20 protein-coding genes and 1 pseudogene are annotated in these 20,267 nt (G+C 40.4%); 11 read left to right on the forward strand and 10 right to left on the reverse strand.

Annotated elements, in window-relative coordinates; genetic code table 11:
* Nucleotides 1–21: 21 nt before the first annotated feature.
* Entirely contained in the window at nt 22–714 is a 693-nt protein-coding gene (locus AACV33_RS02845) for a ComF family protein (RefSeq protein ID WP_017021764.1), read from the reverse strand.
* A 67-nt stretch (nt 715–781) separates the two neighbouring features.
* On the opposite strand from AACV33_RS02845, the gene bioH reads away from it, so the two are divergent.
* Nucleotides 782–1,549: a pimeloyl-ACP methyl ester esterase BioH gene (bioH, locus tag AACV33_RS02850; protein WP_182699823.1), complete on the forward strand. Its 768-nt coding sequence runs from the start codon at nt 782–784 to the stop codon at nt 1,547–1,549.
* Nucleotides 1,550–1,565: 16 nt separating this feature from the next.
* On the forward strand, nt 1,566–2,045 hold the full coding sequence (locus tag AACV33_RS02855; protein WP_017021762.1) for a hypothetical protein: 480 nt from the start codon (nt 1,566–1,568) through the stop codon (nt 2,043–2,045).
* Nucleotides 2,046–2,697: 652 nt separating this feature from the next.
* Here AACV33_RS02855 and AACV33_RS02860 read toward each other — a convergent pair.
* The 5 genes and pseudogenes from AACV33_RS02860 to coaBC all read right to left on the reverse strand — a co-directional run.
* Nucleotides 2,698–4,906 (reverse strand): annotated as a pseudogene (locus AACV33_RS02860) (Tex family protein); the annotation flags it as partial.
* 165 nt (nt 4,907–5,071) lie between these two features.
* The gene (greB, locus tag AACV33_RS02865; RefSeq protein ID WP_017021760.1) at nt 5,072–5,539 is read right to left on the reverse strand and encodes a transcription elongation factor GreB; all 468 of its coding nucleotides are present in this window, start codon (nt 5,537–5,539) and stop codon (nt 5,072–5,074) included.
* A 17-nt stretch (nt 5,540–5,556) separates the two neighbouring features.
* On the reverse strand, nt 5,557–6,495 hold the full coding sequence (gene lpxL / locus AACV33_RS02870; RefSeq protein ID WP_017021759.1) for an LpxL/LpxP family Kdo(2)-lipid IV(A) lauroyl/palmitoleoyl acyltransferase: 939 nt from the start codon (nt 6,493–6,495) through the stop codon (nt 5,557–5,559).
* Nucleotides 6,496–6,520: 25 nt separating this feature from the next.
* Entirely contained in the window at nt 6,521–7,111 is a 591-nt protein-coding gene (gene slmA, locus AACV33_RS02875) for a nucleoid occlusion factor SlmA (protein WP_182699825.1), read from the reverse strand.
* A 78-nt stretch (nt 7,112–7,189) separates the two neighbouring features.
* Nucleotides 7,190–8,410, reverse strand: coding sequence for a bifunctional phosphopantothenoylcysteine decarboxylase/phosphopantothenate--cysteine ligase CoaBC (coaBC, locus tag AACV33_RS02880; protein WP_182699826.1), 1,221 nt, complete (start codon nt 8,408–8,410; stop codon nt 7,190–7,192).
* A gap of 229 nt (nt 8,411–8,639) precedes the next feature.
* Between coaBC and radC the strand changes: the two genes are divergently transcribed.
* From radC to AACV33_RS02910, 6 genes are all read left to right on the forward strand, one after another.
* A complete protein-coding gene (gene radC / locus AACV33_RS02885; RefSeq protein WP_182699827.1) occupies nt 8,640–9,314 on the forward strand; it encodes a RadC family protein in 675 nt (224 codons plus the stop codon).
* Between the two features lie 184 nt (nt 9,315–9,498).
* Complete coding sequence (gene rpmB, locus AACV33_RS02890) at nt 9,499–9,735, forward strand: 50S ribosomal protein L28 (RefSeq protein ID WP_012549069.1); 237 nt, start codon at nt 9,499–9,501, stop codon at nt 9,733–9,735.
* A 13-nt stretch (nt 9,736–9,748) separates the two neighbouring features.
* The gene (rpmG, locus tag AACV33_RS02895) at nt 9,749–9,916 is read left to right on the forward strand and encodes a 50S ribosomal protein L33 (protein WP_012549068.1); all 168 of its coding nucleotides are present in this window, start codon (nt 9,749–9,751) and stop codon (nt 9,914–9,916) included.
* A 247-nt stretch (nt 9,917–10,163) separates the two neighbouring features.
* Nucleotides 10,164–10,625: a hypothetical protein gene (locus AACV33_RS02900; protein WP_182699828.1), complete on the forward strand. Its 462-nt coding sequence runs from the start codon at nt 10,164–10,166 to the stop codon at nt 10,623–10,625.
* Between the two features lie 8 nt (nt 10,626–10,633).
* The gene (mutM, locus tag AACV33_RS02905; protein ID WP_182699829.1) at nt 10,634–11,458 is read left to right on the forward strand and encodes a bifunctional DNA-formamidopyrimidine glycosylase/DNA-(apurinic or apyrimidinic site) lyase; all 825 of its coding nucleotides are present in this window, start codon (nt 10,634–10,636) and stop codon (nt 11,456–11,458) included.
* A gap of 31 nt (nt 11,459–11,489) precedes the next feature.
* Complete coding sequence (locus AACV33_RS02910) at nt 11,490–13,469, forward strand: LTA synthase family protein (protein WP_182699830.1); 1,980 nt, start codon at nt 11,490–11,492, stop codon at nt 13,467–13,469.
* 79 nt (nt 13,470–13,548) lie between these two features.
* Here AACV33_RS02910 and coaD read toward each other — a convergent pair whose 3' ends face one another.
* From coaD to AACV33_RS02930, 4 genes are read right to left on the reverse strand one after another with little or no spacing between them, the layout of a single operon-like run.
* Complete coding sequence (gene coaD / locus AACV33_RS02915; RefSeq protein ID WP_182699831.1) at nt 13,549–14,034, reverse strand: pantetheine-phosphate adenylyltransferase; 486 nt, start codon at nt 14,032–14,034, stop codon at nt 13,549–13,551.
* Nucleotides 14,031–15,083: a glycosyltransferase family 4 protein gene (locus AACV33_RS02920; protein ID WP_182699832.1), complete on the reverse strand. Its 1,053-nt coding sequence runs from the start codon at nt 15,081–15,083 to the stop codon at nt 14,031–14,033. The genes coaD and AACV33_RS02920 overlap by 4 nt, the downstream gene beginning before the upstream one ends.
* Before the next feature lie 5 nt (nt 15,084–15,088).
* Nucleotides 15,089–15,871, reverse strand: a complete 783-nt coding sequence (locus AACV33_RS02925; RefSeq protein WP_182699833.1) for a glycosyltransferase family 2 protein — start codon at nt 15,869–15,871, stop codon at nt 15,089–15,091.
* 35 nt (nt 15,872–15,906) lie between these two features.
* Nucleotides 15,907–16,950, reverse strand: a complete 1,044-nt coding sequence (locus AACV33_RS02930; RefSeq protein ID WP_182699834.1) for a glycosyltransferase family 9 protein — start codon at nt 16,948–16,950, stop codon at nt 15,907–15,909.
* Between the two features lie 353 nt (nt 16,951–17,303).
* On the opposite strand from AACV33_RS02930, the gene AACV33_RS02935 reads away from it, so the two are divergent.
* From AACV33_RS02935 to AACV33_RS02945, 3 genes are all read left to right on the forward strand, one after another.
* Nucleotides 17,304–17,987 carry a 3-deoxy-D-manno-octulosonic acid kinase gene (locus AACV33_RS02935; protein WP_182699835.1) on the forward strand — a complete coding sequence of 228 codons (684 nt, stop codon included), beginning with the start codon at nt 17,304–17,306 and terminating at the stop codon, nt 17,985–17,987.
* 76 nt (nt 17,988–18,063) lie between these two features.
* The gene (locus tag AACV33_RS02940; RefSeq protein ID WP_182699836.1) at nt 18,064–19,086 is read left to right on the forward strand and encodes a capsular polysaccharide synthesis protein; all 1,023 of its coding nucleotides are present in this window, start codon (nt 18,064–18,066) and stop codon (nt 19,084–19,086) included.
* A gap of 94 nt (nt 19,087–19,180) precedes the next feature.
* The coding region (locus AACV33_RS02945) for a DUF3413 domain-containing protein (protein WP_182699837.1) at nt 19,181–20,267 on the forward strand (1,087 nt) is incomplete at its 3' end.

Consider the following 20,267-nt stretch of genomic DNA (forward strand, 5'->3'; position numbering starts at 1 on the left):
GGCGTCAAATGAGAGGCGGTTTTACTCAAAACGCTTACCCGTTCGACAAAGAGTATAAACATCAATGTGCTCAACGCCGGCTTTACGTAACTCGATACAGAGTAAATTAATGGTGGCTCCGGTTGTAACCACATCATCAATAATGGCCACGTGTTTTTCTTTGATGGGTTTGATGATATGGAAAGCCGCAATCAGATTTTTTTGACGTTCAACGCGAGATAACCCTTGCTGAGGTTGAGTGGCTTTAATGCGTTGAAGGGTGTGTATATCACAGCGAACGTTAGTGCTATTTGGTCGTGCGTTAAGTTGTTTTTCTAATGCCCAAGCGAGCATGGCACTTTGATTGTACGATCGCCACCATCGACGTTTCCAATGCAAAGGAACGGGTAACAATAAAGGAGCAGGAGTCGAAATCCTCGGGACGAGCAATGACGTAAGATCATGAGCATACCAGAACTTCTGTCCATATTTTAAACCGTTAACGTATTCTTTTAATGGATCAGTATAATCTCCAATACAGAATAATCGATCCCACAGTGGGGGATCCGTTAAGCATTCACCGCATTGCTCTGCTTCATGCTCTGTTTGTAATCCACAACGTTGGCAACGAGGAACGGATTTGATGAGAGCAAGACAATAAGAACACCAGATTGTCTCCGAAGGTGGCATAGCAAGACGGCAATAATCACAATGATGTGGTCCTAACTTTTGCATTGACCTACGTAGCAACTTAATGAACACTTATTTTCTCTTAATTAATTCTCTTGGATAGGCAGTGTAGATGACAACTTCTCTTTATTGGCAAACGGAAGGCAAAGGTTCCGATCTGGTTCTCATTCACGGGTGGGGAATGAATGGGGCAGTATGGCAACCTATCATCGAGCAATTAAGTGATCATTACTGCGTGCATACGGTGGACTTATCTGGCTATGGGCACAGTGCTGATTTGGGCAGTGCTGATTTTAATACGATGGTCGAGCAAGTTTTAGCGCAAGCCCCGAAGAAAGCAGCATGGCTAGGTTGGTCTTTAGGAGGGCTGATTGCGACTAAAGCGGCGTTAATTGCCCCTGCTCGTGTCACAAAACTCATCACGGTAGCCAGTTCCCCTTGTTTTGCTGCTGAGAAAGGATGGCGCGGAATTAAACCTGCGGTATTAACCCAATTTACCGAACAATTAAAAGACGACTTTACCTTAACGGTTGAGCGTTTTATGGCTTTACAGGCGATGGGAAGCCCCAATGCAAGGCAAGACGTAAAACAAGTGAAGAGCGCTGTTTTTTCTAGGCCGACGCCAAATCAAGCGGCTTTAGCTACAGGTTTAACTATTTTGGCCGATACAGACTTAAGAGAAGTCTTGTCTGAATTATCAATGCCGGTTTGTCGCATGTATGGTCGATTGGATGGGTTGGTTCCTGTTAAGGTCGCTCATGATGTGGATGAATTGCTGCCTAATTCCAAGAAAGTGATTTTTGAACAGGCTTCTCATGCGCCATTTATTTCTCATAGCGATGAATTTATCGCTGAATTAACGTGTTTTTTGAATTGCTAGATTAAGGAAATTCTTTATGATTTTTTCTCCTAACAGTGTCAGCGTGCCGCTTATTGCACCTTCTGTTAACTTGCCGACAGAACAAGTTGCTCGGGAAAATCGTGCGAAGATGCCAGTGGCACCAACAACAAAAATGAGTAAGGCGACATCAGAAAAAGCAATTAAAGGCGATGATAAACAATACAAGCGTGATTCGTGGGAACCCTCCGATCACCCCGGTTATGATGTGACAGAAGAAAAAGAAGCACCTAAACCACACATCGGAACGTTATATGATATTGATGATGATCTAGCAAAGTTGGCTCGGTTGTTGTCTTTGGATACCTATGCGCAAGGCGAAGGTACGGGTTATACAATGCGCTTTAGCCTACCGAAAGAATTATTAGAAAGACTGGCTGAAATGGGAAAAATGGTTCGCCGTCGAAGTGTGATCAGTTTCCATTATGATAAAGCGGTGGTTCCGAATAATCCGTCGGATATATTGGCGGTATTGTAGGGGCTAGGAAGAACAGATCTTAGTGACGAGAAAGAGCGACAGTTGGGTTTTAATCACTTACAAGCTCCCTTACAGGTTTCAGGGAGATTGTTGTGATCTCTGAGCTATATATACCAACCCCTCCCAGCCTTCCCTTATATCAATATTTATAGTCAAGTCGTTATATTGATAAAGGGAAGGAGCGAAAAGCAAGGCCTTCTGAACTCTGCCATATAAGGGGTCAGGAGTGATCATTGTTATTATAGCGTCAAAGATAGTTCTCCCCCTTATGTGATAATTTATTGAGATTGATATAGTTTATAGAAGGGGGGAGTTAGAGGGGGTTGTGATCGCTGAGCTATGTATTACTAACCCCTCCCAGTCTTCCCTTATATCAACATTTATAGCCAAGTCGCTATATCGATAAAGGGAAGGAGCCAAAAGCAAGTGCTTCGAACTCTGCCAGTGCAGCGTCTGAATTCTTGCTTTTGCTTTTATAGGAGCGAAGCGGTCTAGTTAGCGAAACGTATAGTGTCTAGTTTTCTCTACTTCTTCGCCTTTGCAAACGCCGCAGCAAACGCGCCACCCATTGCTGCATTACCACCGTCATTCTTTGAATGAGATTGTCTTGCAGAAGAGGCAGCTCTTGGTGCTTGTGAGCGTTCATTGCGTTGTTGTGGTTTGGCTGATTGACGTTGAGGGCGATTATCTTCCCCCGGTTGGTCATTCAAACGCATTGTTAGTGCAATACGTTTACGCTGTACATCAATCTCCATGACTTTTACTTTTACGATATCACCGGCTTTAACCACTTCACGTGGATCTGAAATAAAGCCATCGCTTAACGCTGAAATATGCACTAAGCCATCTTGGTGAACACCAATATCCACAAAAGCACCGAAGTTTGCGACGTTAGAAACCACCCCTTCTAAAATCATACCAAGCTCTAGATCTGACACCGTATTAACACCGTCGGCAAAGGTGGCGGTTTTAAACTCTGGACGAGGATCTCGACCCGGTTTATCTAGCTCTGAAATGATGTCAGTCACGGTCGGTAAACCGAAATCAGCACTAATGTAATCATTGGCAGCCACAGAGCGTAAAAACTCGCTATTGCCAATGATGGCATCAATCGCTTTCCCATTTCTCTCCGCAATAAGTTTCACGACAGAGTAGGTCTCTGGGTGAACGGCGGAAGCATCCAGTGGGTTTTTACCGTTCATCACTCGTAAGAAGCCGGCACATTGCTCAAAGGCTTTTGGCCCTAAACGTGCGACTTTTTTCAATGTCGTACGATTCTCAAAGCGGCCATTCTCATCACGATAGTCAACAATGTTTTGAGCGATGGTGGTGGACAATCCAGCGACGCGAGTCAGTAAAGCGGCTGAAGCCGTATTCACATCAACGCCGACGGCATTCACACAGTCTTCGATCACCGCGTCCAGTTTTTTGGCAAGTTGGCTTTGACTTACGTCGTGTTGATATTGACCCACACCAATGGCTTTCGGATCGATTTTCACTAATTCGGCGAGAGGATCTTGTAAGCGACGAGCAATAGAAACGGCACCACGAATCGACACATCTAAATCTGGAAATTCTTTTGCGGCCAATTCTGAGGCGGAATACACAGAAGCTCCTGCTTCACTCACAATGATTTTAGTGGCGGATAAGCCTGATTTTTTCAGTAAGTCACCCACAAACGCATCGGTCTCACGTGAGCCTGTACCATTACCAATCGCAATCAAATCGACATTGTGGCGTTTGATTAAGGTTTCAATAATTTGTGCTGATTGTGCCGTTTTATTATGAGGTTGGTTTTGATAAATGGTGTCAGTCGCTAATACTTTGCCTGTTGCATCAACCACGGCTACTTTGGTACCTGTACGTAAACCGGGATCAAGACCAAGGGTTGTTTTAAGGCCAGCAGGTGCCGCCATTAATAAATCTTTTAGGTTGGTTGCAAACACCGTGATTGCTTCGGTTTCTGAACGTTCTTTCAGTGCACCCATCAACTCGGTTTCCATGTGCATTAAAATTTTAATGCGCCACGCCCAGCTAATCACTTGTTTACGCCATGCATCGGCAGGTTGAGAACCTAAGGTAATGCCGTAGTGATTGGCAATAATGATTTCACAGTAAGAACCGCGAACGCCTTCTTCTTGTTTTGGATCCGCATCAATGGCTAACTGTAAGAAGCCCTCGTTGCGACCACGTAGCATTGCAAGTGCACGGTGAGAAGGGACTTTAGTTAATTGCTCATGATGATCAAAGTAGTCTTTAAACTTCTCGCCTGTGTGTTCTTGGCCATCAACCATTTTAGACGACAGTTCTGCGTTGCTAATTAAGTAACCGCGAACTTTCTCAAGGAGATTGGCGTCTTCGGCCATGCGTTCCATTAGGATTGCGCGAGCACCATCTAATACCGCTTTAGTGTCAGCAAAGCCATTATCGACATCAATGTACGATTGAGCGGCATCGTCAGGGGTGGTGTTTGGTTGTGACCACAGTAAATCAGCAAGGGGCTCAATGCCTGCTTCAATCGCAATTTGACCTTTCGTACGACGCTTACGTTTGAAGGGTAAATACAAATCTTCAAGACGAGTTTTACTGTCAGCGCCTAAAATTTCACGTTCTAATTCAGGTGTTAATTTATCTTGTTCTTTAATCGATTTTAGAATGGATTGACGACGATCATCGAGTTCACGTAAGTAGCTTAAACGAGTATCAAGCGTACGAAGTTGCGTATCATCCAAGCCTTCGGTGACTTCTTTACGGTAACGCGCGATAAATGGAATCGTACTGCCTTCATCAATCAATTTAACAGCAGCGGCAACTTGTTGAGGGCGAACATTAAGTTCTTGAGCAATTATATTAATTATCATTATAGATTCTTTTATTTGTTAAAAAATTTTCAAGAGTAAAGTGAGATTTCAGGTTTCAAGGCTCAGGCTTCAGAAAGAGAGAAAAGCGTAAAAGTGCTGCTTTTGTCCTCCGCTTCCTAAATCCTTAAGCGAAGCGTCCTTCAGTCACTTGTTGCGTCCTGCTCTTCAATATCTAATCGAATTTACGGTCCATTCTTTGTCACCCTCTGGCGTTTTTACAATCGTTTCGTCATCCACTTCTTTTTTGATGAGTGCTCGCGCCATTGGAGAGTCGATAGAAATGTAGTCGTGGCGGCCGAAAATTTCATCAGGACCCACAATGCGAAAAGAGAGAGTATCACCGTGTTCATTCTCTATCTCTACATAGGCACCAAAGAAGATTTTACCGTCTTGTTGAGGGGAGTAATCAACCACGTTAACTTGCTCTAGGCGTTTACGTAAATAACGTACACGGCGGTCGATTTCACGAAGGCGTTTTTTATTGTATTGGTAATCGGCATTTTCACTGCGATCACCAAGACTTGCCGCCCAAGTCACTTTTATGGTGACTTCTGGGCGCTCTTCTTTCCAAAGAAAGGTTAATTCATCTTGAAGCTTATTGAAGCCTTCACGGGTAATAAGATTTGTTTTCATTGTCTATCCTGACGCGATTAATCGTAGCGAATGCCTTTTTTAATCGCTGGGTCTTCCATGGTTTTAAAGCGTTTATGTAACCACATCCATTGAGGAATACAGCGAAGAATAAGCATTTCTACCGCTTGGTTCATTCGAGTTGCCGATCCTATTGGATCTTTTTTAGGAAACTCAGCACTGATGTCATTATCGACTTTAAAATGGTAATTGTTGTACGTTCTAAAGCCAGAAACGGTCACGACGGCACATTTACCTGCGTTAATTAAAATATCAGATCCCATGGTTGTACAAGCATCTGGAACCGCAAAGAACGGAACAAAAACGGATTTATTACGGTTGTAGTCATGATCAGGTAAGTAGCAAACACGCTCACCAGTACGTAATAAGCGAAGCATTCCTTTTACGTCTTTACGATCGACAACGCTATTGCCGTTGTTGGTTCGTCCCCAGTATTGGATGAAGTTGTAGGCATCGTTGTTATGAGGTCGGTAGACACCATATCCTGTGTGGTGTAGCGCCATTGCTCGACAAGTTAGCTCAAGGTTTAGGGCATGTACAATAATGATTAACACGCCTCTTTTTTGATCTTTAAGTTCTTGGAAGTGATCTACATTTTCAAAGCTAAAGTGTTTTTTAACGCGCCAATCAGGCCATACCCATGCCATTGCTGTTTCAAATATAGCTAATCCTGAATTCTTGAAATTTTCCATAATAATCGTTTCACGTTCATAGGATTTCATTTCAGGAAAGCTGAGTTCTAAGTTACGACGAGCAATATGAGTGCGTGACTTTGATACCTTCATACCTAAGAAACCTAATCCACGACCAAGATGATAAGTCGCTTTGTAGGGAAGAAGGGTAACTAACGCGAATAACAGTCCAAAGCCAAGCCATACCCCCCAATATTTAGGGTGTAGCAGAGCGCGAGAAAATGTAGGAGCTTGATACTTTGACATCGTGAACCTGTTTTATCTAAATGAATTATTGAATCTGTGCACTGAGTAGCGCCCAATATTCATTGAAATTTTCAGTAGGCTGATATTTAAAATCAGAGCGAACAAAACGACAGAAACTGCCTTCAACTTGACCAATCAACTGCGCGGCTAAAATGGCTTCATCAACAGGAAACGATTTTCCTTCACGCAGCATGCGTTCTCTAAGTATTTGTTTAAATTGCAGTTCTATACGTTCGAATAATTGATTAATTCGCTCACGTAAGCGCTCATTTTCAAACATAAGGGCATGGCCAGTCATGATTCGAGTTAAGCCGGGATTACGTTCAGCAAATGCCAAGAGAAGCTTTAATAATAGCTCAATGCGTTTAAGGGTATCTTTCTCTTCTTCAAGAATTCGATTAATACGAGAAAATAAAGAATCTTCAATAAACTCGATTAAGCCCTCAAACATTTTTGCTTTACTTGGAAAGTGGCGATATAAGGCGGCTTCGGATACGCCCACCTGTTTTGCTAATTTGGCTGTCGTTATGCGAGACGCGCCTTCGTTTGATTCCAGCATTTGAGCTAATGCTTGTAATATTTCATCACGACGATTGGATTTTCTAGTTGTCGTCATTGTTGTTCCTTTGTTTTTCATTATTTTATGAAACGATTATTAATAGGGTATTTTAGGTGTAATTTTTGAATCTCGTTCCTATTTTTTTAGCCTTATTGCGATTTCGAGCATAATCGCCTTACCTAATTCAGATTTGGCCGTTAAAGGGAGGGCTTTATTGCCATCTTTCCAGTATAGGTGAAGTGCATTGTCGTCACTATTAAAGCCTTGGCCTTGAATTGAAACATCATTAGCACAAATCATATCAAGATTTTTACGCTCTAATTTAGCACGAGCGTATTTTTCTACCTCTTGAGTTTCGGCTGCAAATCCAACGGTGAATGGGCGTTGTTCAGTTAAAGCGGCGACAGAAGCGACGATATCTGGATTTTTAATCATGGTGATTGTCATGCCATCTTCATCAGATGTTTTCTTTAGTTTTTGTTCTGCGATGTGGCTTGGTCTGAAATCGGCTACAGCCGCACAAGCAATAAAAATATCGTGAGATTGTGCGTGTTCCATCACCGCAAGGTGCATTTGCTCTGCGCTATCAATCGAAATTCGGTCTACATGTGATGGTACGTTTAAACTTACAGGACCGCTCACTAAGGTAACTTTTGCACCCAACTGAGCCGCTGCGTCAGCAATGGCGTACCCCATTTTTCCAGAGCTGTGATTAGAGATATAACGGACAGGGTCAATCGCTTCACGTGTTGGACCCGCGGTAATTAATACCGAGGTTCCTTCAAGTCGTTTTGGTTCACCAGCAGTCAATAGAAAGAAAGCCTCACAACGATGCACTAAGTCCATCGGCTCAAGCATTCTGCCCATTCCTACATCACCACAGGCTTGTTGACCTGCGGCAGGACCCCAAATGTTCATTCCACGACGAGTGAGTGTCGCAATGTTCTCTTGAGTGGCTAGGTTGGCATACATTTGTTGATTCATGGCAGGAGAGACGGCAATAGGAGAGTCCGTTGCAAGCACCAATGTTGACAGTAAATCATTTCCCATGCCTGCTGCCATGCGCGCAATTAAATCGGCCGTTGCTGGGGCTATCAGTACGATATCAGCCCATTTAGCCAACTCAATGTGACCCATTGAAGCTTCCGCAGCAGGGTCTAGTAAACTGTCAGCAACAGGGTGGCCTGAAACCGCTTGCATAGTAAGAGGGGTAATGAATTCTTTTGCTGCTGTTGTCATTACTACGCGAACGTCTGCACCTCGTTCAATAAGTCGACGAGTCAGTTCTGCACATTTATAAGCGGCAATACCACCACTAATACCAAGAAGGATGCGTTTTCCTGTAAGAGATGCCATGAAATACCTTTAGTGAACCACTGAAAAATAACAGGGCTAACCATATCATAATTTTTTTTCAGAGGGATGCACTTCAATTCGCAATTCTTGCGAGGAAACAAGTAAATGACGAAAAACATAATTGCAATCAAGGTTTGAGATAAGCCGAAGGGATGGTTTGTTGCACAGCAATTCACCACTAAGCCTCGTAGAGTCATTTCATCGACACGTTAACGTTTAAGGAAACACGATGTCATTAATGAATTTACCGGAGGAATCTCGACCGAGAGAGAAACTGCTTGCGCTTGGCCCAAAGTCATTAACCGACGCAGAGTTACTCGCGATTTTTCTGCGTACGGGAATGAAAGGAATGAATGCGATAGAGCTGGCAGATTCGTTACTTAAAGAATTTGGATCACTACGCAAGTTATTAAGTGCAAATCAACGTCAATTTTGCAGTCATAAAGGATTGGGGTCTGCAAAATTTGCACAGTTACAAGCCGTTGTCGAAATGACGGAGCGGTATTTATTAGAGAAGATAGAGAAGGAAGATGCCTTGACCAGTCCTGAGCATACTAAACGCTATTTAACGCGAATATTGCGTGATCGTCATCGAGAAGCATTCTACGTTTTATTCCTTGATAATCAGCATCGAGTACTAAAAGGCGAGGTATTGTTCGAAGGGACGATTGACTCCGCTGCGGTTTATCCAAGAGAAGTTGTAAAAAGATCGATAGATTATAATGCAGCCGCCATCATTTTAGCGCATAATCACCCATCTGGTGTTGCAGAGCCAAGTCAAGCTGACAGAAGAATTACAAAACGTATTTCAGATGCAGTCGAATTGGTCGACATCCGAGTCCTTGATCACTTTGTGATCGGTGATGGAGAAATTGTCTCTTTTGCCGAAAGAGGATGGATTTGAGTGTTTTTTTAAGCGATTGAGTAAAAAAAACACAAAAAACTGCAAAAATGACCCCTTAGGGTCTTGAGCAATGCGCATTCAGTTAGTATAATGCGCGACCTTTGATAGCCTTGATTTGGAATTTCCATTGTGGTTTTTTGCCACCAAGGTGATATCAAGCTGAAACGATTTGGAGAAGACAGAAATGTCCCGAGTATGCCAAGTAACTGGTAAGCGTCCTGCAGTTGGTAACAACCGCTCACACGCAAAAAATGCCACCAAGCGTCGTTTTCTGCCGAACCTACAAACTCATCGTTTCTGGGTAGAAAGCGAAAAACGCTTCGTTAAACTTCGTCTTACCGCTAAAGGTATGCGTATCATTGATAAGAAAGGCATCGATGTCGTTCTTTCTGAAATGCGTGCTCGTGGCGAGAACGTTTAAGAGGATCTAGAAAATGGCTAAAGGCGCACGTGAGAAAATCAAGTTAGTATCAACTGCTAACACTGGTCACTTCTACACAACTGATAAGAACAAGCGTAACATGCCTGGCAAAATGGAGATCAAAAAGTTTGATCCTGTTGTACGTCAGCACGTTCTTTACAAAGAAGCTAAAATCAAGTAATTCGATTACTGATTGCAACTTTGACTATATTGAAAACCCAGCCTTGTTGCTGGGTTTTTTTTTGGATTAAAAACAGAGAGTAATCGATCACGCTTTCCCTTATTGTTGTCTTAACTATCTAAAGTGGCTATGTGTATTTTATAATCTTTAGTTAATGACATTTGTCGTATAGTTTTAGCGCACTTATCTGAAGGGGTCGCTCGTTCTCGGAATGAACCCTAGCGCAGGATCTTAAAAAGGACTAAAAATGAAAAGGCCATCACGTCGTAAATATAATAATATACTGATGATATCTGTAGTGGTCTTTATTGGCGTCCTACAGGCACCTCAGTTGATTAAAACGTATCTTCTTGAGCCAGAGCCTGCCGTTAGTGAAATAACCTCAGGGGTGCAGCCTCTATTCGATAGCAGTGATTCTATTCAAACGATGCACTTCTCTAATTTTGATCTGAAGGCAGAAGAATCAGAACAAGATAACCAGTACATAAATAACTGGTCGAGTGTCGAGGGAACGGTTTTAGATGCAGAGTCAGTGAAAGTCCTTAAAACTAAGTTACCTGCGCCAAGTTCTGTTGAAGTATGGTTTGAAAAAGAAGAAGAGCCACAGCGCATTACGGTTTATCAAGCGCCTAATTTTTGGATGATGCAAAATTGGCAAGGTGAATGGATCGCAGTAAGTGCAGAGAAATCGTATTTATTTAAGCAATAAGGACCCTCATGCCTGAATTACCTGAAGTAGAAACCAGTCGTCTTGGAATTACCCCACACCTTCAAGGCCAAACCATTAAAGCGATTACCGTTAGAACGGAAAAACTTCGATGGCCAATACCACAAGAGCTACAACGTCTTGTTGGACAACGTATTCAATCTGTTCGTCGTCGAGCTAAGTATCTATTTATCGACACCCCAGCAGGCAGTGCAATTATTCACTTAGGCATGTCGGGCAGTTTACGAGTATTAGACACTTCGATTCCCGTTGCAAAGCATGACCATGTTGATCTTGTTTTAGATAATGGAACGATTCTTCGCTATAACGATCCTAGAAAATTCGGTGCGTGGTTGTACTCAGACGTTGGAGTGCAGCATCAAGTACTTGCGAAATTAGGCCCAGAGCCTCTGACGGATGAGTTTAATTGTGAGTATCTAGCGGATAAAGCAAAGAATAAAAAAGTCGTCGTAAAGCAATTTATTATGAACAACGCCATCGTGGTTGGCGTCGGGAATATTTACGCGAGTGAGGCATTGTTTAGCTCGAAGATTAACCCTAAAACACCAACAGGACAATTAACTCATGATCAATTATTTGTATTGGTTAATGAGATAAAAAAAGTACTGACAAAAGCGATAGAACAAGGCGGAACCACGTTAAAAGACTTTAATCAAGTTGATGGGAAACCGGGCTACTTTGCACAAGAGCTGAATGTGTATGGAAGAGCCGGAAAAGAATGTCTTGTTTGTCATTCTCTTATTCAAGAAGAGAAAATAGGACAAAGAAACAGCTTTTGGTGTGATAAATGCCAAGCGTTAAATGAGAATAAATAATTACTAAAATATAAATTAAAATGAGACACGGATGAACTTTCAAAAAAATTATAAGCAACTCAGCCGATTAATTTGGCTATCTGTATTTATAACTGCCGCGATATTGCTTGTCGGTCGATCATTATTTTTATTTAATATTGTCGATAGTGCAGAGCTGGCTAACCGAGGAAAAGATCTTTGGCAGGCGATGTTTATTGGTTCTCGCTTTGATTTAAAAGTCGCGGTTATTGGGTTTGCGCCATTATTGCTTATTGGCTTAATCACCGCCGCTTTTCCAAAATGCTATCGAATATTGATAAAAGTATTCCCTTGGTATTCTGGGGTTATTTTCTTTTTAGTCACTGGGTTTTCAATCGGTAATTATTACTATTATCTTACTTATGGTAACTACATTGATGTGTTTATCTTCGGTTTGGCTGATGATGACACTACAGCGGTATTAGCCAATGCGTGGGCTGATTATCCTATTTTATACTCTTTTATTAGTAGCGTGATTATTGCGTGCTTATGCACTGGCGTTGTACGTTTAGCGATACGTAAAATGCAAGCATACTCGTGGAAGCCAGAGCATAAAGGCATCACTGCGGTGTCGGTTATTATCATGATCCTCACTGTATTTGTGTTCGCTCGAGGAACATTAGGTTCGCATCCATTAAAACGTTATCACGCTCAAGTTTCTGATTATGCAGTTTTAAATGCTGTGACGCCTAATGCACTGGTGGCATTGGAATGGGCGAAAACGGATTATAAAAAACAAAATAAATTTCATTCCGTTAGTAAATCAGAATTAGAAAACCAATTTACTAAAGTGGTTGGCAATTCTGAAGGCCGATTTAAAACAGCAAAGAATGCGTATTTAGAAAAGAATAAACCTCATGTCGTTATCGCTTTAATGGAAGGCATGGGTATGAACGTGCTCGTTGAAGATGATTATCCTGAGAATGATCTTTTAGGGGCGTTACGACCTGCTTTTGAATCTGATTTTGTTTTTACTCGATTTTTAGCAGAAACAACCGCGACCATTAATTCATTAGTGAATATGCTAGGTCAAAGTAACGTACCGACCATTAGTCACTCTTCAGCCCAAAAAGTACACGTTGCGGCAGCGTCAGCCAGACCTTATAAAGAGGCGGGATATAAAACCATCTTTATCACGGCAACAAATGGCATGTGGCGCAATGTGGCGAATTATTTACCGGCTCAAGGGTTTGATCAAATTCTGGATGAAAATGCCATACTAAAAGCATTCCCAGAAGCTGGAGATTTTAAAGGGGAGTGGGGCTTATCTGATGAATATTCTTTTAAATTAGCGGAAAAGGTATTAAAAGAAGCGAAGCAACCCGTGATGATCTACATTCTTACGATTACGAATCACACCCCGTATGAAGTGCCGACGAATTATGATGTGAAACCATTAAAAGTCAGCGACCGTCTGCTTAATAGAATGCGAGCGGGTGAAGAGCAAGCCACCCGATTGTATGAAACGTACCAATATGCGAATAATGCACTGGGTGAGTTTGTTGCCGATATAAAAGCGTCTTCATTAGGCAATTCAACCTTGATCGCCGCAACGGGTGATCACAAGTTGAGAGGGTTTACTATGAAATACCCTAACGATCTTGCAGTGACTAACTCGGTGCCATTTTATCTTTATGTTCCTAGTCAAATACAAGAACAAGTGCCGCATCAATACAACAAAAACCGTGTTGGTTCTCATAAGGATATTTTTCCGACGTTATACGCTTTTAGCTTATCAGACGCGGATTATTACAGTTTAGGTGGCGCTAATTTATTGAGTGCAGATTCAACACCACGATTTGGTTATCACTCGGAAATGACGTATACCGATAAAGGGATTTATTTAAACGCATACCCTGAAAAGCTATACCCTTGGGGATCAGGTCTAGAGGTTGGGCATCAATTTATTGCTAATGATAAGAGGTATATAGGGCCTGAATACCATAAATTACAGACGTTATATATTAATGGGCAAGTAAAAGGCGCAAACTAAAACAAGAATAGACTAAGGCCACCCACTTTATAGAAAAGAGGTGGCCTTATTTATTTGAAGCATTTTCTTAAAGAGCGGTTTATTTAAGACGTATTTTATTTTTTAATGCCTTATGAACCGTACTAGGAACAAAGCTTTCCACACTTCCTCCATGCAGTGCCACTTCTCTTACTATCGTTGACGATAAAAATGCATACTCTTCTGAAGGCGTTAAAAAGACACTTTCCAGTTCTGGCATAAACTTACGATACATATTCGTTAGACCGAATTCATACTCGAAGTCCATTGTCGTTCGTAGGCCACGAACTAATAAGTTCGCTTGTTTTATTTTTGCAAAATCGACCAGTAACCCTGAAAAGCCTTCTACAGAAACATTGGCTAAAGACTGAACCGAGTCTTGAACTAATGCAACTCGTTCTTCAAGAGTAAATAAGGTTTTTTTACTCGGGCTAGCCGCCACCGCGACAATGATTTCATCAAACATAGCCGCGGAACGTTTAATAATATCAAAATGGCCATTTGTGATGGGATCAAACGTACCTGGATAAATTACACGAGTCGTCATGACGGTTTTCTTCCATCAATAATGGTTTGATAAACATCACGGTAAAGCGACGTTGTGTATTTGATATCAAATAACGCTAATTTTTCTTGGCCACCGTTAATTAATTTATTACGTAACGGTTTATCCGTCGCGACTTCATAGATAGCGTTAGCAAGTGCTTGTGCGTCTTTTGCTTTGACTAATAAACCAGAATCGCGATCATCAATAATATCGGGTATTCCACCAGCATCACTACCAATAACTGGAAGTTTAGCGCCCATTGCTTCTAGAATAACAGATCCTAATCCTTCACTATAAGACGGATGGATTAATAAATCCGCAGCAGAAAACCAATCTCCCATACGGTTTTGTCTGCCTAAGAAGGTGACATTATTAAGTCCGCTTTCTTTTGCTATCGTTTCTAGTTTTTCTCGTTCAGGACCATCACCAAGCAAAGCGATATGCACTGTGCTATCCATTTCTTGCAACAGCTTTGCCGCCGCTAATGTGGTTTCATGGCCTTTATGGTGCAACAGATTACCCGCTTGAATAACCAAAAATTGATTAGAGAATTGTCGCCAAATAATATCCACATTGTCTTGTATTACAGAGTAGCTGACAGGTGAGCTAGGGATCTTATAAATGGTTTTCTCTGGGTGATGCTCTTTAATCTTATCGACGATTTCATTGCTTAAACCAACAAGCGCAGTTGCATTGGAATAAGCAAAGGTTGATAACCATTTATTTTTAAGCGGGTTATCAATTCTTCGAGTCACAATGTAAGGCACATTAAAGCGTTTTGATTGAATCAGCGCCCAATAAATAGCTCGGCCTTCATGGACATGAATAACATCACAATCAGCCGTAATTGATTTTTTATGCTGCTTTAAAAAGTGACTTGTTAGTACCAAGCGACAATTTAGCTTTTTGATTTCATCAACAAAAGGGCTTTTAGGGTTAGCAACAACAGTAAGTTGATAACCCTCTTTTAGTTGGCGAGTGATCAACTGTAAGGTTTGGCGTTCACCACCACTAAAGCCTGAGGCTAAATTCACATGACAAATATGCATAGTTGTTACCAAACCTTATTGAAATCTTCGTTTTCAAGCACTTTAGGATCGCGTTGGTATTCAAGTAATTTTGCGTATTTTAAGTAGCTATTAATCGCAGAACTTAACGCAACGGTCATACCATCAACACCGCCTAAAAAACCTCGTTGAAAAATATATTTACGAATAAATGCGTTTAAGCCATGAGTAAAAGGAGAAAAACTATTTGCTCGTTTTCCTTTTTTATACATGATCTTTGCAGCACGGCCACTGAAGTTACGGCCTGGTTTTGCAAACAGCTGACCTAAATTCTCAAAAGAGTAATGAATGATGTCGGCATTAATGCGATCTGGGTTCTTGGCTTGAACTGACGCGTGTTGTTTCACATCAGCAAAGCGTGTTTTTGTACGATCATAAAGGCGAATACAAAAATCTGGGTACCAACCACATTGCTTAACCCAGCGGCTACCAATGTAATTGCGACGACGAAAAGCAAATGCATCATGAAGTGTTGATGTTAAATCTAATGCGTTAATTGCACTTTCCATTTCATCGGTTAAGCGTTCATCAGCATCGAGACTTAATACCCAGTTATTAGTGGCATAATCGAGCCCTACATTCTTTTGTATGCCATCACCAAGGTAGCTCTGAGTGATAACTTTAGCACCAAGTTGTTCAGCAAGCTCAACGGTGTTATCGGTGCTATTTGAATCAACAATAATTATTTCTGAGCACACTTTTTGTAGTGATGTAATGCATTCAACAATATTTTTAGATTCATTTAAGGTAATAACAATGCCAGTGATCATAGGTGCGCCTTGTGTATTGTAGTGTGATTTAATTATTATAAGTGGAGTAAGGTTTTTAATGGAGCTTTTACCATATCAAGACTAATATCTTGCATTACATGCACGCCCTTGACGCGCGTGCTCCATTTTAACTCATTAATGGGTTTATTATGTTGTGTTATTACGTGTTGTTCATACACGCTTACGACATAAGGCAAGCTATTATAAGGCCCCGTTCGTTTAGGGTTACTGTGTCCATATAATCCTATTACGGGCGTATTTTGCGTTGTCGCAATATGAACAGGCCCAGAATCAGGAGCAATGACAACCCGCGCTTTATTTAACACTGCCGTTAATTGTTTTAGTGAGCTTTTACCAATTAAATTAATAATAGGTAATTGAGCTAAAGATTCAATGTTTTCACCAAGTCGTTTTTCACGTTCACTGGGTGAGCCACATAGTACGACTTGGTAGTCATGTTCATTTAACCAATCTGCCAATTGAGCATAACGCTCAGTGACCCAATTACGTTCATCTTTACTTGCGGCAGGGGATATAACCACATACGGTTTTTCTGTCGGAATATGTGAAGCTACAAACGAAAAATCATCGTCCGATAAGGGAATATCCCATGTCGGTTTACTTTTTGGTACACCAAGATATTCAATAAAAGAGTAGAAACTATCTAATACATGAGCAGACGCCGTATCTCTGATTTTTCTATTTGTGAACAGCCATTGGCCTTCTTTCGCGCGTTTGCGATTAAAACCCACTTTATATTTGGCTTTAATGCCCATCGTTAATACGCTAGCACGTAGCGCTAATTGCATATGTATTAAGGCATCAAAATGTTGATTTTTTAATTGAGACCAAATCGTTTTCATACCTTTAAATCCCAATTTTTTATCAAAAGGGATCACGGTAATATTCGGTAAATCATAGATTAATTGGGATTCGACTTTTCCTACTATCCAAGTAATTTTGGTGCTTGGCCATTCTTTTTGAATTGCTTGTACTGCGGCAATGGCATGACAAACATCGCCAATTGCAGATAAACGCAAAATACAAAGGGAGCTAGGGGCAGAAGTGAATAAAGCCATAGAGATGTTAACCCAAGAAGAATGAGGTAGAATTATGCTATTAACAGTCATAAATGTAAAATGACTGAGTGAGAAAGAGACTAGAAACTATACGCCGTACTAACTAGAGACTATAAGAGCAGGATTCAGATCGCTGTACTTGCAGAGTTAAGAGGAGCTGCTTTTAGCTCCTCCCCTTTATCGACATAACCACTTGGCTATAAATGTTGATATAAGGGGAGGCTGGGAGGGGTTGCTAGTGAATGATTAGAAATTATAAGAATACTTAGCTTTTGCTCTTATAGTTTTTAGAAGTGAAGCGGTCTAGTTAGCACAGTGTATAGTCTCTAATTATTTGATATTGGAGTCTTTGTGTGAAAAAAATCCAAACAAAAAAACAAACCATTTGGTATGACGACTCAACTCTTAGTGACTCACCAGAACTATGCTGTGATCCCGAATATTGGCAACAGCAAAATAAAATCATAGGTTCAGCCCAAGGGCGAGGTACCACATGGTTTGTCGCGCTTGATAACATCGATGCGGCATTGCGCCATTATCGTCGTGGAGGCTTGTTTGGCAAAATTATTAAAGATCATTACATTTTTACTGGTTGGGAAAAAACACGCAGTTACCAAGAGTTTCAATTATTGAATACCCTGATAAAGGCGGGGGTTAATGTACCAGCGCCCATCGCGGCTCGTTCAATAAAAAGAACGTTTTGCTATCAAGCGGATTTATTGAGTCAAAAAATACCAAATGCACAAGATCTTGTGGCGATTTTACAAGAAAAACCATTATCAAAAGAAATCTATCAAAAGATTGGTAATGAAATTCGTAAGATGCACGCAGCGCAAGTCAATCATACTGATTTAAATATTCATAACATATTGATTGATGATAAAGATAACGTTTGGATTATTGATTTTGATAAATGCTATCAACAAGATGGAAGCGATTGGAAGCAAGGGAACTGGGATAGGTTGAAACGTTCATTTGTAAAAGAAGTGAATAAAAGAAATATTCATTGGAATGAAAAAGAGTGGCTGCATCTTTAGATGAACATGACGTTTAGCCAGTGAATGAATAGAATTTTAGAAAGTAATTAATGAAACATAAAAAGAGTAAATTCAAATGAAATTTTCTAAACAAATTAAATCGCTAGATCGCCATATTGCACCTTATAGAAAAAAATATTCTATTATAAATAAGCTGTATAACCATATCTCAGAAATTAATGTGATAAACAGCTTTCATTCAAAAGATAAAGATCAGTTAGTAAAAGAAGCAAATATTTCACTTGAGGGGCTTTTAGCTCCAACAAAAGTAGTATCTGATTCAACAGATGTTCCTAAAATTATTTGGATGTTTTGGGATTCTGGATATGAAAATGCACCTGAAGTCATTAAGTTAAGTGTAAAATCATGGCAAGAAATGAATCCTGATTATGAAGTGAAATTACTTTGCGATGACAATCTTGAAGAGCATCTTGGATTTGATTTTTATGCCATGTATCAACTATCAACGATAAGATTATTTCCTGCAACAAAAGCGGATTTGTTAAGATTGCACCTCCTGAGTAAGCATGGTGGTGTGTGGGCGGATACTACAACATTTTGCTTAACCCCTCTTTCTGAATGGCTTACTTCTAGCATGGAATATTGCGGATTGTTTACATTTAAAAATAAATATCACCCGACTCGCCCTATTGAAGCTTGGTTCATTGCATCACCTAAGGGGAATGTGATTATTAATAATGTATTACAGCGCTTTGTGGAATATCTTTTTAAAGAAAGAGATGTTTCCTTATTTATTTCAGGGAAAGTTAAACTCGTAGCAAAAGTTACAGAGAATAAGGATGAATCCCTGGACTACTCCGCTATTTTACGAGCTGAAAAACTAGGGTTTATGCCTTATTTTTCTATTGGTTATTTCTTTTATGAAGTTCTTAGACAGAATTTATCTGATGAACAATTAGAACTGTTTTTACGTACAGATAAAGCGACTGTAATGACAAATAATCATGCCGTTACACATAATGATTTTGATGTTTTTAAAGCATCGGTTGTCTCTAAGCAGACATATACAAAAAACTATATCGAAAGTGAATCATATCAAAAACGTCGTGATTTTTTACTTAACAAATTGAATGCTTAATATTTTCATTACACATTCTGTGTGCTCTTTTATTATTTATGTTGTCTAGTTTATTATTTATGTTCTTATTTTTAAGATCTTTAGCGAGTTTATTATGCTGATGTCACCTACTCTAAAACAAAAACTGCATAGCCATGGTTGGTTTATATTAATCAATAGCCTTGTAGCCATGGCTATTGCCTCTCGTTATTTTGCTTTTTTGCCTGAGATCCCAACCGATCTTTTAGGCCTGAGTTTTCTCCTGTCGGGTACATTTAGTCAAATGGTATTACTAGCCTGTGTTATTGGTTTAGTGGCGCTACCTGCTATTTTTATTAAGAATGCAAAATTGCGGAACGGTACCCAGGCTTTAATTGCCTCATTAGGTATCGCGATACTATTTATTGATACCTTAGTGTTTGCTCAGTATCGATTCCATATTAACGCTGTGGTATTAGAATTAGTATTATCTGGACAGGTAGTTAGTTTTCCATTAGTTACCTGGTTGACTGTGGTTGGTGGTGTGAGAGCACTTATTGCTGCTCAATATGTATTGATTGTATGGTTAGAAAAACCAGCGGTAATCACTCAATACAAACTTGGACGTAAGTTTGCCATTATTACCTTTTTTGCTTTATTAGCTACTCATGGTATTCATATTTGGGCAGCAGCGAATGCATATCAACCGGTGACAACAGTAAAACGTTATTTACCCGTGTTTTATCCTGCAACATCAACCAGTATGATGAAAAAATACGGTTGGGTGGATGAAGAGGCAATTGCACGTCAAAATTCAATGAAAATGAACAAGAAGAGTGATTTAAATTATCCATTAACGCCATTGCAGAAAGAAGCCGTACATAAACCCATTAATATTATGATTTTAGCGGTAGACTCATGGCGTGCCGATACCTTTAATGCTGAAAATACTCCAAACATGTGGGAATATGCAAAAAATGGTGTTGTGTTTGATAATCATATCTCGACAGGGAATGCGACTCGTACGGGTATTTTTGGCTTATTTTATGGTATTCCAGGGACCTATTGGCATGGGTTCTTAGCTAACCAAAGATCTCCGGTGTTAGTTGATCGCTTGCAAGAATTAAATTATGAGATGGGGATATTCACTGCCGCTCAACTTGAGAAGCCTGAATTTAATCAAACGGTATTTAAAAACATTCCTAATCTGCGTATCGAATCGG

Source organism: Aliivibrio sp. SR45-2 (genome assembly GCF_963890165.1).
Lineage (GTDB): Bacteria > Pseudomonadota > Gammaproteobacteria > Enterobacterales > Vibrionaceae > Aliivibrio > Aliivibrio salmonicida.